Consider the following 14,352-nt stretch of genomic DNA (forward strand, 5'->3'; position numbering starts at 1 on the left):
GAGTCGAGCACGCGCGTCGATCGGGCTCGCGGCGCATGGCGCGGCAAGCGCATCGACGTTGCCCGATTCGATCGTGCGACGTTTGAACCTCAACGAGCCAACCCGCCATGCCACGTTTTGCCCGCCTGTTCGAAGCCGCAGCCGACACGCTCAACGCGTACTACCAAGCCATCGCCGAAGGCAACATCGACGCGTTGATGGCCATGTGGATCGACGAAGAGTTCGCGAGCTTCATCCATGCGGGCGGCGGACACTGGCATGGAGTCGACGACATCCGCGCAGGCCTGGTCGGCCTGATCGACACCAAGACGCTGCCCACTTCCATCGAACCGCTCGATGTCCGCGTGTACGACAGTCTCGGGACCGTCGTCTACGCGGTCGTGGAGGCGCATCGCGCGATCGATCCGCTCGCGGCGCCGAGCATGGTGTACACGAGCTACGTGCTGGTTCATGAACGCGGCGAATGGCGCATCGCGCACATTCACGCAAGCCCGATGCCCGACGAGACGGCGAGCCAGTTCGCCGCGAAGTTCCGGCACGGTCAGGGAGCGCTGCACTGAGGGACGATGCGCGAAGCGCGCCTCGTCCGTGTTTTCAGGTTTGGGGATGGTCATGAGCACGGCGCACGATAAGCCCGCATCGATCCCGGCCCCGGGGCCGGCCGCCAGGAACACGCTCGTCGATCTGCTCTATTGCCCGCCGCGATGGTTGCCGACGAGCCACGCTCAGACCATCGTCCCCGCCCTGTTCGCACGCCGGCCCGACGTGGCCTACCGGCGCGAGCGATGGGATACGCCCGACGGCGACTTCATCGATCTCGACTGGCTCGCCCATCCAGCCGATTCCGCGGCCCAACCCGCCGCTGGAGCACCGCTCTTCGTGCTGTTTCACGGGCTCGAGGGCAGCTCCGACTCGCACTACGCACGCGCGCTGATGGCCGCCGCACAGGCGCAAGGCTGGCACGGCGTCGTGCCGCACTTTCGCAGCTGCAGCGGGCCGCTCAATCTGGCGCCGCGCTTTTATCACCTTGCCGACAGTGCCGAAGTCGACTGGGTGCTGCGCCGGCTGCGCGCCTCGCACGCGGGGCCGATCGTCGTCGCGGGCGTTTCGCTGGGAGGCAACGTGTTGCTGCGCTGGCTCGGCGAGCGCGGCCGCGATTGCGCGTTCGTCGCCGCCGCCGCCGCGATCTCTACGCCGCTCGACGTGCACGCGGGCGGCCGGGCGCTGTCACAGGGCTTCGCGCTCGTCTACACGATGAGCTTTCTGAAAACGCTCAAGAAGAAAGCGCTGCAAAAGCTCGAGCAATACCCGGGCCTGTTCGACCGCGACGCGATGCTCGCCTGCCGGACGATGTACGACTACGACAACGTCGTGACTGCGCCGCTGCACGGCTTTCGCAATACCGAGCACTACTGGACCGAAGCCACCACGCGGCCGCTGCTGCCCGACGTCGTCGTGCCCACGCTCGTGCTCAACGCGCGCAACGACCCGTTCCTGCCGAGCACGGCACTCCCCACGCGCGCAGAGGTGTCGCCGGCCATCGAGCTCGATCAGCCTGAAGCGGGCGGCCACGTCGGCTTCATGACCGGTCCGTTCCCGGGCCGTATCGACTGGCTGTCGCGGCGCGTGTTCACGTTTCTCGAACCGTTCGCCCCTCATGGATGACATCGTCAAGGCGGCGTTGGCCAAATGGCCTGACGTGCCGCACTGCACCGGCTGGCTGCTGCTCGATCGGCGCGGCCAATGGCGCATGCGCGACGAGGCCGCACAGCAGCAAGGCGCACTTGGCACACCGGTGCGCCACGCCGCCCTGCTCGGCTTCATCAATCGCAACTACGAGTGCGACGAACAGGGTCAATGGTTCTTTCAGAACGGGCCGCAGCGGGTCTACGTCGAGCTCGCCTACGCACCGTGGGTCGTGCGGCTCGCGCTCGACGCCTCGGGCACGCCGACGCTGACCGATCAGACCGGCCGCCCCTTCGCGCCGTCCGCTGGACTCGTCGACGACGAAGGCGGCGTCCTGTTGGTCGACACGTCGCAGCCCGCCCGCGTGGCGCTGCTGCACGATCACGATCTCGATCTGTTCGCCGATCTGGCGCACCTCGAGCCGGACGGCTGCACCGGCCGTCTTGCGTGGCGTGCCGACGCGACGCTGCCGCTGTCCGCCATCCATCACGCCGACGTCGCCAGGCGCTTCGGCTTCGTCGCAAGCCCGGCCAACGCGCGCCTGGCCGATACCGCCCGCCCCGCCTGAGAACGCCGTTCGCGGTACGCATTAACACCGCAAACGAGTCGTTTTTTCCGTTTTTCTAAGAATCGGCCCTTGCATTTTTTGCCACCGAAGCGACCCTCGGTCGCATTCGATGCGAATTCATACAAATGAATATATGATCGCGCAGTCCGATCGATTTGCCGTCCCGTTGGAGAGCCAACATGCAAACCGACAGCCGCTTACCGCGCTATCAACGTCTGCGTGACGAACTCGCTTCCCAGATCGCCGATCATCGATGGCGACCGGGCGAAGCGATCCCGACCGAGCAGGAGCTCGCGCGCATCTATGGCGTGGCGATTGGCACGGTGCGCAAAGCGGTCGATCAGCTCGTCGCCGACGGGTTGCTCGAGCGCTTTCAGGGCCGCGGAACGTTCGTGCGGCGCGCCAGTTTCGATGCTTCGCTGTTCCGTTTCTTCCGGTTTCAGAGCCGGCGCGGCGAACGACGCATCCCGGCCAGCCGGATTCTGGTGCGCGAAGTGATTCCCGCACCGACGGCCGTCGCGGAGCGGCTGCAGATCGAGCCCGGTGCGCAGGTCATCCGGATGTCGCGTCTGCGTCTGATCGACGACACGCCGATGCTCGCTGAAGAGATCTGGCTGCCGTACGCCCGATTTGCGGCGTTCGCGGTGCTCGATATGGCTGCGATCGGCGATCTTCTGTACCCGGTGTACGAGACGCATTGCGATCAGGTCATTGCCTCGGCCAGCGAAATGCTGTCCGTGGAGACCGTCGATGCGGCGTATGCCCGGCTGCTGCGGATCGAGCCGGGTACGCCCGTCATCGTGATCGAGCGGCTGGCCTATGGCTACGACAGGCGGCCACTCGAATGGAGACGCTCGCGCGGATCGGCGAGCGAATTCCAATACCAGGTCGAGATTCATTAGCTTTTCGCGCTGCGTCAAACGCGCACCTTCCCGTGAATCGTGTATTCCATTCCGAAGGAGACGTTGATGTTCAGTTGGTTCAGCAAGGTTTCGCCAACCGAGCGCCGCACTTTCTGGGCGTGCTTCGGTGGATGGGCGCTCGATGCGCTCGATATGCAGATCTTCAGTCTCGTCATTCCGGCCATCATCGCCGAATGGGCCATCAGCAAGACGGAAGCCGGCCTCGTTGCCAGCGTGACGCTCATTGCCTCGGCGCTCGGCGGCTGGTTCGCCGGCGCGCTCGCCGATCGCATCGGGCGCGTGCGCACGCTGCAGGTCACGATCGTCTTTTTCTCCGTCTGCACGTTTGCCTGCGCGTTCGCTCAGGACTACACGCAGTTCCTCGTGCTCAAGACGCTGCAAGGCTTCGGCTTCGGCGGTGAGTGGGCGGCCGGCGCGGTGCTGATGGCCGAGACGATCCGCTCGTCGCACCGCGGCAAGGCGATGGGTACGGTGCAAAGCGCCTGGTCGGTCGGCTGGGGGGCCGCCGTGCTGCTCTACGCCGCGATGTTCTCGCTGCTGCCGGGCGCTACCGCGTGGCGCGTCATGTTCGCGATCGGCCTGCTGCCCGCACTGCTGATTTTCTACGTGCGGCGCGCCGTGCCGGAGCCGACGCCCGGTTCGATGAACGACGCACTCGATGCGCAAGCGCCCACGCCTTCAGGCTCGCAGCATGCGCCGAGCTTGCCGCTGCTCGGCATTTTCGCGCCGAGCGTGCTGCGCATGACGCTCGTGGGCGCGTTGCTCGGCGTCGGCGCGCACGGCGGCTACTACGCACTGATGACCTGGCTGCCCACCTACCTGAAAACCGAGCGGCACCTGTCGGTACTCGGCACGGGCGGGTATCTGGCCGTCATCATCGTCGCGTTCTTTTGCGGCTGTATCGTTTGTTCGCACCTGCTCGACCGCATCGGCCGACGCAGCACGATCCTCACGTTCTCGCTGTTGTGCGTGGCCACGGTGATCGTCTATCTGCTGATGCCGCTCAGCAACACGGCCATGCTCATCCTCGGCTTTCCGCTCGGCTTCTTCGCGGCCGGCATTCCGGCCAGCATGGGCGCGCTGTTCAGCGAGCTCTATCCGCACGGCATTCGCGGCACCGGCGTCGGCTTTTGCTACAACTTCGGGCGCGTGGTCTCGGCCGTGTTTCCGTTGATGGTCGGGCATCTAGCGAAGACGCATTCGCTCGGTTTTGCGATCGGCGTCGATGCCGCGATCGCCTACGCGATCGTCGCGCTCGCCGTGCTGATGCTGCCCGAGACGCGCGGACGCACGCTCGCCGACGCGCGCCTGGCCGGCACCGCACGGCCGCAGTGGTCGGCGGGCTCGCCGCCTGCCGCGTAGCCTCGTATGCAAAACGGTGCCGCGATGCGTTGCGCCCTGCTGCTAGCCGGCCACGCGCCGCGGCACCGTTACCGGTTTCCCCGACATGGCGTCTGCCAGCGCCGTGTCCCGCTTGCAATCCTCGTCTCTCTCCTCCCTCGGACGCAGGCGGCTTGGCGGTCGGCTCGTACAGCGACCGCCCTTTTGTCCAACGTTGAACCCCTCGAAGGTAACGGCCAGCGTGCTATCGATCATCGGCAACGGAGAACGGACCATGAGCCAGCCGGCATCCCGCCAGCGTGTTCCGCCACAAGCGAAACCTCCCCATCCGCCCGACTTTCCCGACGATCTCTTCGAAGACGGCGATTTGCTCGCCCCTCGCCACACCGAATGTCTCGCCTGGTTCGGCCAACGCCCGCAGATCGCGAAGCGCCTCGCCGTGCATCGCGTGCGCGGCAGGACAGCGAAGACCACCGCCGTTCAAGGCATCGCGACGACGCCGCCCGAGTTCTTCGGCATCTACGTCAGCGACGAGGACGGCAACGAGCACCCGCTACTCGACTTCGTCAGCGCGCCGAGCGCCGTCTACGCCGCCATGCGCATCGCGCAGGTCTATCGGCTCGGCCTCGAATTCGGCAACTTCGCATTGCCCAAGACGCGCATCGTGCGCCCATCGGCCGAGACCGAGGCGCCCTGCCTCGCAACCGCCGAGCGTTGACGGCCAACGGGCACCCGCGACGCACCGCCTCCCGCGACGTCGCCCCCGCCCGCATTCGATGTCCCCTCCCCGCGTTCGGTGAACGCGCGACGCGCCGCCAGCCAACCGACGCATCACGATGAACGCGCGCGAACACCCGGCAGCGGCCATGCGCTGCGCCCAGCACACCACGATCACCGGCATCGACACGCATGCGCATGTGTTTGCGCGCGCCTCCGTCTTCGCCGAGCAGCCTCGCTATCGGCCCGCCTCCGATGCGCTGCTTGCCGACTTTCTCGCGCGCCTCGACGCGCATGGTCTGTCGCACGGCGTACTCGTGCAACCGAGCTTTCTCGGCACCGACAACAGCTACCTGTTGCGCGCCATCGCAGCCGCGCCCGGGCGCCTGCGCGGCATCGCCGTCGTCGATCCGCATGTGGTGGCCGCCCACCCCGAACTACTCGATGCGCTCGCCCGGAGCGGCATCGTCGGCATCCGGATCAACGTGCTCAAAATGGCCGATCCGGAATACGACCATCCGGCTTGGCGTGCGACGCTGCGTAAGGTCGCGCAATTGCACTGGTGCGTGCAAGTTCACTGCGAAGCGCGCCGCCTGCCGCGCATCGTTGCCCCGCTGCTCGCGTATGGCGTCGATGTCGTCGTCGATCATTTCGGCCGGCCCGAGCCCACGCTCGGCATCGCCGACGAGGGCCTTCGCTACCTGCTCACACTCGGTGCGACGCGACGCGTATGGGTGAAGATTTCAGCCGCCTATCGCAATGGAATCGGCGATGCGGCGAGCCTGCAAACGGCACTCGCCGCGCTGACGCTGCTGCGCGATGCGTTCGGTCTCGATCGGCTCGTCTGGGGCAGCGACTGGCCGCACACTCAATTCGAACAGCAACTGACCTACGAAGACACGCATTGCGTGATGCGCACGCTGCTGTCGAGCGAGCACGAACGTCAGGTCGTGCTCGTCGATACACCGGCTGCGCTGTTCAAGTTCGGTTGACTCAAGGTACTCACTCGCTACACGCGGGGGGCGATCGGAGGATACTGAGCGGCAGCAGGCGCGAGCCGCGCGGCGCGACACTACGCTGCTAAGATAAGCGCCCTTCGACGGAGCCCGATATGCCAGAACTCACTCACTTCGATGCGGCCGGCCAAGCCCATATGGTCGACGTCGGCGGCAAGCAGGAAACGAAGCGCATCGCCATTGCGCGCGGCACGATCCGCATGCTGCCCGCCACGCTCGCCCTGATCCGCGACGGTCATGCCAAGAAAGGCGACGTGCTCGGTGTCGCGCGTATCGCGGCGATTCAGGGCGCCAAGCGCACGGCCGATCTGATTCCGCTGTGCCATCCGCTCGCGCTTACTCGCGTGGCCGTCGAATTCGAACTCGATGAAGCCCTGCCCGGTGTGCACTGTAGTGTGCAGGTCGAGACGCTCGGCCGGACCGGTGTGGAGATGGAAGCGCTGACAGCCGTGCAGGTGGGCCTGCTGACCGTCTATGACATGTGCAAGGCGGTGGATCGGGGGATGACGATCACGGATGTGAAGGTGATGGAGAAGCATGGCGGGAAGTCGGGAGATTGGGTAGCTGAAGGTTAAGGTCTTGTTGTGCAAGCCTCAATTCGCTGAACGGAGTTCGAAACCGATAGTCCTTCCTGAGCGATCAAATCCATCAAATTCGTGGGAACCAACGCCTTCTCCGTGTCGCTCTACGCAGTTCGCCTATCTCACCTTTCAGGTACATGAGCTGCCTGTCTGTTCGCTAGAATGCTCGGACAACAATTATCCGAGGTCCGAAGATGCCAATAACTTGCCCTAGCTTCAAAGCGGCATTCCAGAAAAACATGGCCGCGCTTCACCTGCCTGCACCAGACAGTCTGTTTTCGACCTACACCACTGCAATAACGAACCTGTCGGCAATGCTTGGCGCGCTGTCGAAGCTGGGGGCGGACGCAACAGTCGCAGAAATGATCGGTGCAACCACCGGCTTGGAAGTTCTCGCTGCAATCTCGGGAATCGGTGCTGCGGGCTATACCGGCGCGGTGATCGGTAGTCTTATCGTCGCAGCCAGTGATTCGATGGTCTGCACCAAAAGCACACAGGTGTCGACGGCCGTCACTCGATGGGCCGGCAGCAGCGGTATTCGGGTTCCAGCGACAATGATGGCATTCCTGCAACGTAACCCCGAGGTGATCATTAATTCGCCGTCTCGGGCCACTTATGCATTCCGCCATCGGACCGCGACACCCAAAAAACAGGCGGCACTCGCATGAACTGGATTCTCGACCGTATCGCACTGATGCTGACCGCGATAGCGTGTGCCCTCGGTGCGTGGGCCTTCTACCACTACACCGGTCAGTGGTCCGGGCCGATCATCATGACTATCGTGATCGTCGGCTTGTTCGCAGAGAACCACCGGTTACGCAAGCTGCTGGCCGAACATGGTATCGAGTCCCGGCCTCGACGACGGCGGAACACGTAAAGCACGGCGGGAAATCGGGGGATTGGAGCGCGCCTTGATCAGCGCGCTGCGCGGGTGCGCGCCGGACCACAAGATCCGGCGCACCGCCCGATAGCGATCGATCAATCGTCGCTGCTATCGTCCTGCGCGCCGCTCGGCGGCACGCCGTACAGCTTCACAAGCTTGGCCTTGAACGTGTCGAGCGTCGGCTCGTCGCTGCACAGGTCGTACAGCGCGGCAAGCTGCGCCGGCCAGTCATGCAGCATGTCGGCAAAGATCTTCAGACGCTCGACCGTATCGAGCGCATCGGCCTCGTTGCCGTCGAGCGCTTGCAGGACCGCATAACGGCGCAGCACCGTCTCGCCCGGCAGCAGCGCGATCGCCTGCTTGTGCATCGCGAGCTTCGTCGCGAGATCGTTGCGGTCGATCGGCAGCAGCGTCGCCATCCCGTATTCGCCCCATGCACCGAACAGCACCGACGGATCGGCGCGATAGTCGTCGGCCGGATGCGCACCGTAGTACAGCACCTCGGCACGCGCGTAGTCGCGATAGATCGGCCACAAGGCGGCCAGTCCGCCGAGCACGAGCGCCATGAACATGCCCGTCGAGACAAGCGGCGGCACGATGCGCAGCGGCTTCGTCTCGAGCACGCCAAATACGAACATCGCCGGCAGCAGGAAGAACATGTACTGCTGCGGATACTCGACGAGCGCGTGCATCAGCAATACGCCGATCAGCGACAGGCCGAACACGCGCGCGGGCGTGTGCGGCGCGCGCAGCACGCGCACGAACCACGCGACGAGGCCGATCACGAGCACACCGACGCCGATCAAGCCCGACTTCGCGAGCAAGTCGACGAAAATGTCGTGCGAGTTGTTGGCGATCTCGACACTGCCGAGCGCCTTCACGAGCGCGAACTGATAGCGCGGAAACTCGCCCCAGCCGACACCGAGCCACGGGCTCTCCTTGAACATCGTCCAGCCGTACTTCCACATTGCCAGCCGCGGCGCGATCTGTCCCTTGTCCTGGAAGCGGTGGGCAGCCGAGACGTCGAGCTCGAGGTGGTAGTGCACGTTGGCCCAGCGCACCGCGATGTTCACGCCGAAGAACAGCACCAGCAGCAGAACCGGCAGCATCCATTCGCGCGTGTGCCGCCGCCCAGTCGTATCACTGCGTGCGAGCGAGAGCGCCATCCACCATCCGGCCACGGCAACCACGGCCGTTTGCAGCCACGGGCCGCGCGAGACCGTCAGCGCCTGCCCCAGCACGTAGATCACCGACAGCGCGACCCACGCGACGACATTCAAGCGGCGCGCCTGCACGAGATACATCGCCGCGGCCAGCGCGAACGCGATGACGGAGGCCAGGTGATTGGCCTGCGCCATGTTGCCGAACGGGCGCCGGTCAACGGTGATGTTGTACGCGACCACGAACGGCGCAAAGTGCGCTTCGGCGTGGAACAGCTGCACGAGCTGGCAAAACACGGCGAACACGCCGCCGACCATCATCGCGACAGCCATCCAGCGCAGCGCGGTTTCAGCGAGATTCGCGCGCGCAAAGCCGTAACCGGCATGCGTGGCCATGAACGCCGCGAGGAGAAAGCCCGCGCCGAGCCAGTTCATCGACGGCTGCGCGACCGGCAGGATGAACGTCTGCGCGACGAGCACGAGCCCGAACGCGAGCGGCACGAGCGCCACCGTCGGGCTCGCCAACGTGATGCGCGGCCTGGCGCTCGAGAGCATCCAGGCGACGCCGGCACCGACGAGCAGATACAGCGACAGCGCCGTGAATTCGGAATAGAACGTCGGAATCGGGTACGTGTGGTTCGTCACCGCGTAGGGCAACAGCACTGCAAGGGCCAGCAGCGCGAGCGACAGATATCGTGCGAAAGGGGAAGTCATGAGCAATGGGGGCGTCAGCAACCGGCGCACTATACAAAAAAATCGTTTCACTGTGCGCGGGTAGCGTGGTCTGTTGTCTTCCGTCAACTAACCGGCCGCCCCTCGGGTGACCCCGCTCGCCCCCTGCCAGCCGCTTTTCCCGCTCGTTACGCACGGCAGTCGGCAGGCGCGAGATGCGCGGGCAACGTCGCTTGCTCGCGCGGTTGCGGCCCCGAACCGGGCGCCGACAGCGACGACGCCTGCTTGTCGCGCGAGAAGCATTCCCATGTCAGCGTCCCCGCCTGCGCGGCCCCCTTGGCCAACGCCACACGAGAAGTGGGCGACGCCGCATCGTCGGGCACCGACGGCACGAGCACGAGCGTTTCGCTGCCTGCGGGCGCCACGCGCGACGTATAGCGGATGGCAATTTGGCCGTTGTCGTCATCGATGTCGATCGACGTGACGTTACGCGTGGCCGGTGGCGCGACGTAGCCGCTGCCGAGCAAACTCCCACTGACCGCATTTTCGGCGACGGACAGGCGCGCGGCGGACGCCAGCGAAAGCCCCTCGCCGACACGGCTGCGCGCCACGTAATCCTGGTAAGCAGGAATCGCGTAAGCGGCCACGACGCCCACGATCGCGAGCGCGATCATCAGCTCGATCAACGTGAAGCCGGCACGCGGCCGGTCGGTGCGAGCGCTAAGTAGAACAAACGGAACAGCGAAAACCATCGGCACACTCCTCGAATCGAGGCTGCCCGCACCAAGGGGGCAGCGATTCGAACAGCGTAGCGGTGAGGAAATGGTCGCGGCAGTCGGCCGAATGGCCAATGCGGGCTCATGCCGGCCAATGCGCGCCGCGAACGCTCAGTGCGAGTCGGACGGGTGAGAGGTGCCCGCGGACGGCCGCGCCGCTTCACGCCGCAACGCGCGGCGCTTGAGGCAATAGCCGACGATGACGACGAGCAAGGCGCCGGCGATACGTGCGCCATACTCGGCCGCCGGCGTATCGAGCAACGGCCAGCGGTCGCCGGCCGGATCGTTGACGATGAGGCCGCCTGCAATCCAGCCGAGCAGCGCCGCACCGAGCGTGACGATGACCGGGAAACGATCGAGCAGCCGCAAGACCAGCGTGCTACCCCAGACGATCAGCGGAATGCTGACGACGAGGCCGAACACGACGAGCGCCACGCGATGGTGCTCATCGGCCGCTTCGGCCGCGCCCGCGATCGCGATCACGTTGTCGAGGCTCATCACGGCGTCGGCCACGATGATCGTCTTGATCGCGGTCAGCAGCTTGTCGGCAGGCTTGATGTTTTCATGCGGATCGTGCGCCGGCGCGATGAGCCGCACGCCGATCCACAGCAACAGCAATCCACCGGTGAACTTGAGCAGCGGCACGTCGAGCAGCACGACCGCAAAAGCGATCAGCGCGACACGCAACAAGATAGCCCCGGCCGTCCCCCACAGTACGCCACGCAGACGTTGCGTAGCCGGCAGATTACGGCACGCGAGCGCGATCACGACGGCATTGTCGCCGCCGAGCAGAATATCGATGAGGACGATTTGAAAGACGGCTCCCCAATGGAGCGTCACAAAGAACTCGAGCATGGAGTCGAACATAGGCGCAGACAGCGTTCCTGATTTCGGCACTCGACGCGCGATAAAAAAGCGAGGAAGCCATAAATGGCTTCCTCGCTTCTATCGTCGATCGATACCTTACGAAAGAATTTCGCAAGGATACCAAAAGCTCGACGGCTCGACGTTCGATGTCAGGTGAGACTTAGGACCGAAGCACGGCAGGCGCCGAGCCCCGGTCGTTCACTTGACCGGTCGAATGACGGCTTACAGCACCGACTTCAGCAGGCGGCCCATTTCCGACGGGTTGCGCGTGACCTTGATGCCGCAGGCATCCATGATCTCGAGCTTCGCTTCCGCCGTATCGGCACCGCCCGAAATCAGCGCGCCGGCATGACCCATGCGCTTGCCCGGGGGCGCCGTGACGCCGGCGATGAAGCCGACGACGGGTTTCTTCATGTTGCCCTTGATCCATTCCGCAGCGTTCGCTTCGTCCGGACCACCGATCTCGCCGATCATGATGACGGCGTCCGTATCCGGATCGTCGTTGAACATCTTCATGACGTCGATGTGCTTGAGACCGTTGATCGGGTCGCCGCCGATACCGACCGCCGACGATTGGCCGAGGCCCAGCGCCGTCAGTTGGCCGACCGCTTCGTACGTCAGCGTGCCCGAACGCGACACGACGCCGATGCGGCCCTTGCGGTGGATGTGGCCCGGCATGATGCCGATCTTCAGTTCGTCCGGCGTGATCGTGCCCGGGCAGTTCGGTCCGAGCAGCAGCGTCTTGCGGTTTTCGCGACGCATGCGGTCCTTCAGCTCGATCATGTCGCGCACGGGGATGCCTTCCGTGATGCAGATCGCGAGGTCCAGATCCGCTTCGACGGCTTCCCAGATTGCAGCTGCAGCGCCTGCGGGCGGGACGTAGATGACCGAAACGGTCGCGCCCGTTTCAGCCTTCGCTTCCTTCACGCTTGCGTAGATCGGAATGCCTTCGAAATCTTCGCCGGCTTTCTTCGGGTTCACGCCCGCGACGAACGCTTCGCGGCCGTTTGCGTATTCACGGCATGCGCGCGTATGGAACTGGCCGGTCTTGCCGGTGATGCCCTGCGTGATGACCTTCGTGTCTTTGTTGATCAGAATCGACATGTATTGACCTCTGTTCGTAGCCTGTTGCGCCTGGGGGCCGCTTAGGCCTTACCCTCGGCAGCCGCGACGACCTTCTGCGCAGCCTCTTCCATGCTGTCCGCCGAAATGATCGGCAGTCCCGATTCGGCGAGCATCTTCTTGCCGAGGTCTTCGTTCGTGCCCTTCATGCGCACGACGAGCGGCACTTGCAGATGCACGGCCTTCGATGCGGCGATCACGCCTTCGGCGATCACGTCGCAACGCATGATCCCGCCGAAGATGTTGACGAGAATCGCCTTCAGGCCCGGGTTCTTCAGCATCAGCTTGAACGCTTCCGTGACCTTCTCGGTCGTCGCGCCACCGCCGACGTCGAGGAAGTTCGCCGGCTCGCCGCCGAACAGCTTGATCGTGTCCATCGTGGCCATCGCCAGACCGGCGCCGTTCACGAGGCAGCCGATGTTGCCGTCGAGCGAGATGTACGCGAGGTCGAACTTCGACGCTTCGACTTCAGCCGGATCTTCTTCGTCGAGATCGCGGTACGCAACGATTTCCGGGTGACGGAACAGCGCGTTCGAATCGAAGTTGAACTTGGCGTCGAGCGCGATGACCTTGCCGTCGCCCGTGAGGATCAGCGGGTTGATTTCGGCCAGCGACGCGTCGGTTTCCCAGAATGCCTTGTACAGACGTTGCAGGATCTCGCGTGCTTGCGGGATCGAAGCGTCGGGCACGCCGATCTTCTTCGCGAGGTCGTCGGCTTCGGCGTCCTTCAGGCCCGTCGACGGCTCGACGGCGACCTTGTGGATCGCTTCAGGCGTCTTCTCGGCGACTTCTTCGACGTCCATGCCGCCTTCGCTCGAGGCCATCACGACGACCTTCTGCGACACGCGGTCGATCACGATGCCGACGTACAGCTCCTTCTTGATGTCCGCGCCTTCTTCGATCAGAAGACGGTTCACCTTCTGGCCTTCGGGGCCGGTTTGATGCGTGACGAGCTGCATGCCGAGGATCTGGTTCGAGTACTCGCGCACTTGCTCGAGCGACTTCGCAACCTTCACGCCGCCGCCCTTGCCACGGCCACCTGCGTGGATCTGAGCCTTGACGACCCACACCGGGCCGCCGAGCTCTTCAGCGGCCTTGACCGCGTCGTCCACCGAGAATACCGGCGTGCCGCGCGGTACCGCGACGCCGAATTTCCGCAGGATCTCTTTACCCTGGTACTCGTGAATCTTCATGCGTGATTCCCTTCAGTCTGAGTTGGATTGAACTTCTTGATCACTGACATTGGTCGGGCCGGACGCGACCGCTGCATCGCTTGCGCGTGCCGCTGCCTCGTGGGTCGCCCTGTCAAGCGTTGCCGCATGACGCGGCGTATAGCCGTACCAGCGCGGATAAAAACGCCGCACCGCCTCACCGTCAAAGCGCAGCGCCTGGCAGCGATCGAGTTGAAACGGCGGCTTTTCCTGCTCTGCAGCGCGCGTCGATCCGTTCGCTTCGCTTTTCCCGGCATCGCTGGCCACGTCGCGCGTGCTCCAAACGTCGCCCGCGAACGCTTGAATCGCGGCGGTCGGCAGGATGGAGCAGAGTTCGGTGAGATGGGAGCAACCTGCGGTGCCGCCGAACAAGCGGTTTGCCTGGCGGCGGAAGTCGTCGAACAGGTTGAGCCCGATGAGGGCGCGGTAGGCGGGAGAGGCAGCTTCACAATGACCGGGATATGGCACCCAATCCGACGACGCCTCGGCGTCGACGATCGTGAGCTTGCGGTCGATGGTGATGCGGAGCCAGAGTTCATGGATCGGCAGACCATTTTGCCGCACGCCGGACGCTAACTCGACGTCGCGCGGCTTATGGTCGGTCAGGCACGCCTCGATGTCCCATAGACCGTCGTCGCGCTCGAAAGCTTCCGCGCGAATTGCGCGTCGATGGCGCAAGTGGCGGGACACGGGCGGCGAAAGCGGCATGCGAGGGGAGACGGCTGGAGAGGAAAACCGTTGAATTTTAGCATACTGAGTATTTCAGACTGAGGGCAGCGCGCTGTCGGCCTGCCCCACCCTCCGACGGGTGGTTGCACTGGGCGCAACC

At 64.7% G+C, this 14,352-nt stretch carries 16 protein-coding genes; 10 read left to right on the forward strand and 6 right to left on the reverse strand.

Going from position 1 to position 14,352, the window contains the following annotated elements:
* Positions 1-107 precede the first annotated feature (107 nt).
* From D7S89_RS09720 to D7S89_RS09765, 10 genes are all read left to right on the forward strand, one after another.
* On the forward strand, positions 108-560 hold the full coding sequence (locus D7S89_RS09720) for a nuclear transport factor 2 family protein (RefSeq protein WP_121277471.1): 453 nt from the start codon (positions 108-110) through the stop codon (positions 558-560).
* A 52-nt stretch (positions 561-612) separates the two neighbouring features.
* A complete protein-coding gene (locus D7S89_RS09725; protein ID WP_121277893.1) occupies positions 613-1,665 on the forward strand; it encodes a YheT family hydrolase in 1,053 nt (350 codons plus the stop codon).
* Positions 1,658-2,254 (forward strand): DUF2946 family protein, encoded by a 597-nt coding sequence (locus D7S89_RS09730; RefSeq protein WP_121277472.1) that lies wholly within the window; start codon positions 1,658-1,660, stop codon positions 2,252-2,254. Before D7S89_RS09725 ends, D7S89_RS09730 begins: the two co-directional genes overlap by 8 nt.
* A gap of 179 nt (positions 2,255-2,433) precedes the next feature.
* Entirely contained in the window at positions 2,434-3,156 is a 723-nt protein-coding gene (locus D7S89_RS09735; protein WP_121277473.1) for a GntR family transcriptional regulator, read from the forward strand.
* A 66-nt stretch (positions 3,157-3,222) separates the two neighbouring features.
* Positions 3,223-4,539 (forward strand): MFS transporter, encoded by a 1,317-nt coding sequence (locus D7S89_RS09740; protein WP_121277894.1) that lies wholly within the window; start codon positions 3,223-3,225, stop codon positions 4,537-4,539.
* Between the two features lie 253 nt (positions 4,540-4,792).
* Positions 4,793-5,236 (forward strand): hypothetical protein, encoded by a 444-nt coding sequence (locus tag D7S89_RS09745; RefSeq protein ID WP_121277474.1) that lies wholly within the window; start codon positions 4,793-4,795, stop codon positions 5,234-5,236.
* Between the two features lie 118 nt (positions 5,237-5,354).
* Positions 5,355-6,227, forward strand: a complete 873-nt coding sequence (locus D7S89_RS09750; RefSeq protein WP_121277475.1) for an amidohydrolase family protein — start codon at positions 5,355-5,357, stop codon at positions 6,225-6,227.
* Between the two features lie 119 nt (positions 6,228-6,346).
* Positions 6,347-6,826 (forward strand): cyclic pyranopterin monophosphate synthase MoaC, encoded by a 480-nt coding sequence (gene moaC, locus D7S89_RS09755; RefSeq protein ID WP_121277476.1) that lies wholly within the window; start codon positions 6,347-6,349, stop codon positions 6,824-6,826.
* Positions 6,827-7,071: 245 nt separating this feature from the next.
* Entirely contained in the window at positions 7,072-7,500 is a 429-nt protein-coding gene (locus tag D7S89_RS09760) for a hypothetical protein (protein ID WP_220702135.1), read from the forward strand.
* Positions 7,497-7,709 carry a hypothetical protein gene (locus D7S89_RS09765; RefSeq protein WP_121277478.1) on the forward strand — a complete coding sequence of 71 codons (213 nt, stop codon included), beginning with the start codon at positions 7,497-7,499 and terminating at the stop codon, positions 7,707-7,709. Before D7S89_RS09760 ends, D7S89_RS09765 begins: the two co-directional genes overlap by 4 nt.
* Before the next feature lie 101 nt (positions 7,710-7,810).
* On the opposite strand, the gene D7S89_RS09770 is transcribed toward D7S89_RS09765, so the two are convergent.
* From D7S89_RS09770 to D7S89_RS09795, 6 genes are all read right to left on the reverse strand, one after another.
* Positions 7,811-9,589 (reverse strand): PglL family O-oligosaccharyltransferase, encoded by a 1,779-nt coding sequence (locus D7S89_RS09770; protein WP_121277479.1) that lies wholly within the window; start codon positions 9,587-9,589, stop codon positions 7,811-7,813.
* Positions 9,590-9,735: 146 nt separating this feature from the next.
* Positions 9,736-10,299, reverse strand: a complete 564-nt coding sequence (locus D7S89_RS09775) for a pilin (RefSeq protein ID WP_121277480.1) — start codon at positions 10,297-10,299, stop codon at positions 9,736-9,738.
* Positions 10,300-10,434: 135 nt separating this feature from the next.
* Positions 10,435-11,178, reverse strand: coding sequence for a TerC family protein (locus D7S89_RS09780; protein ID WP_121277895.1), 744 nt, complete (start codon positions 11,176-11,178; stop codon positions 10,435-10,437).
* A 234-nt stretch (positions 11,179-11,412) separates the two neighbouring features.
* Positions 11,413-12,294: a succinate--CoA ligase subunit alpha gene (gene sucD, locus D7S89_RS09785; protein ID WP_121277481.1), complete on the reverse strand. Its 882-nt coding sequence runs from the start codon at positions 12,292-12,294 to the stop codon at positions 11,413-11,415.
* Positions 12,295-12,335: 41 nt separating this feature from the next.
* A complete protein-coding gene (sucC, locus tag D7S89_RS09790) occupies positions 12,336-13,505 on the reverse strand; it encodes an ADP-forming succinate--CoA ligase subunit beta (RefSeq protein WP_121277482.1) in 1,170 nt (389 codons plus the stop codon).
* A gap of 12 nt (positions 13,506-13,517) precedes the next feature.
* Complete coding sequence (locus D7S89_RS09795) at positions 13,518-14,231, reverse strand: DUF2889 domain-containing protein (RefSeq protein ID WP_183085143.1); 714 nt, start codon at positions 14,229-14,231, stop codon at positions 13,518-13,520.
* Positions 14,232-14,352: the final 121 nt, after the last annotated feature.

The organism is Trinickia fusca (assembly GCF_003628145.1).
GTDB classification, from domain to species: domain Bacteria; phylum Pseudomonadota; class Gammaproteobacteria; order Burkholderiales; family Burkholderiaceae; genus Trinickia; species Trinickia fusca.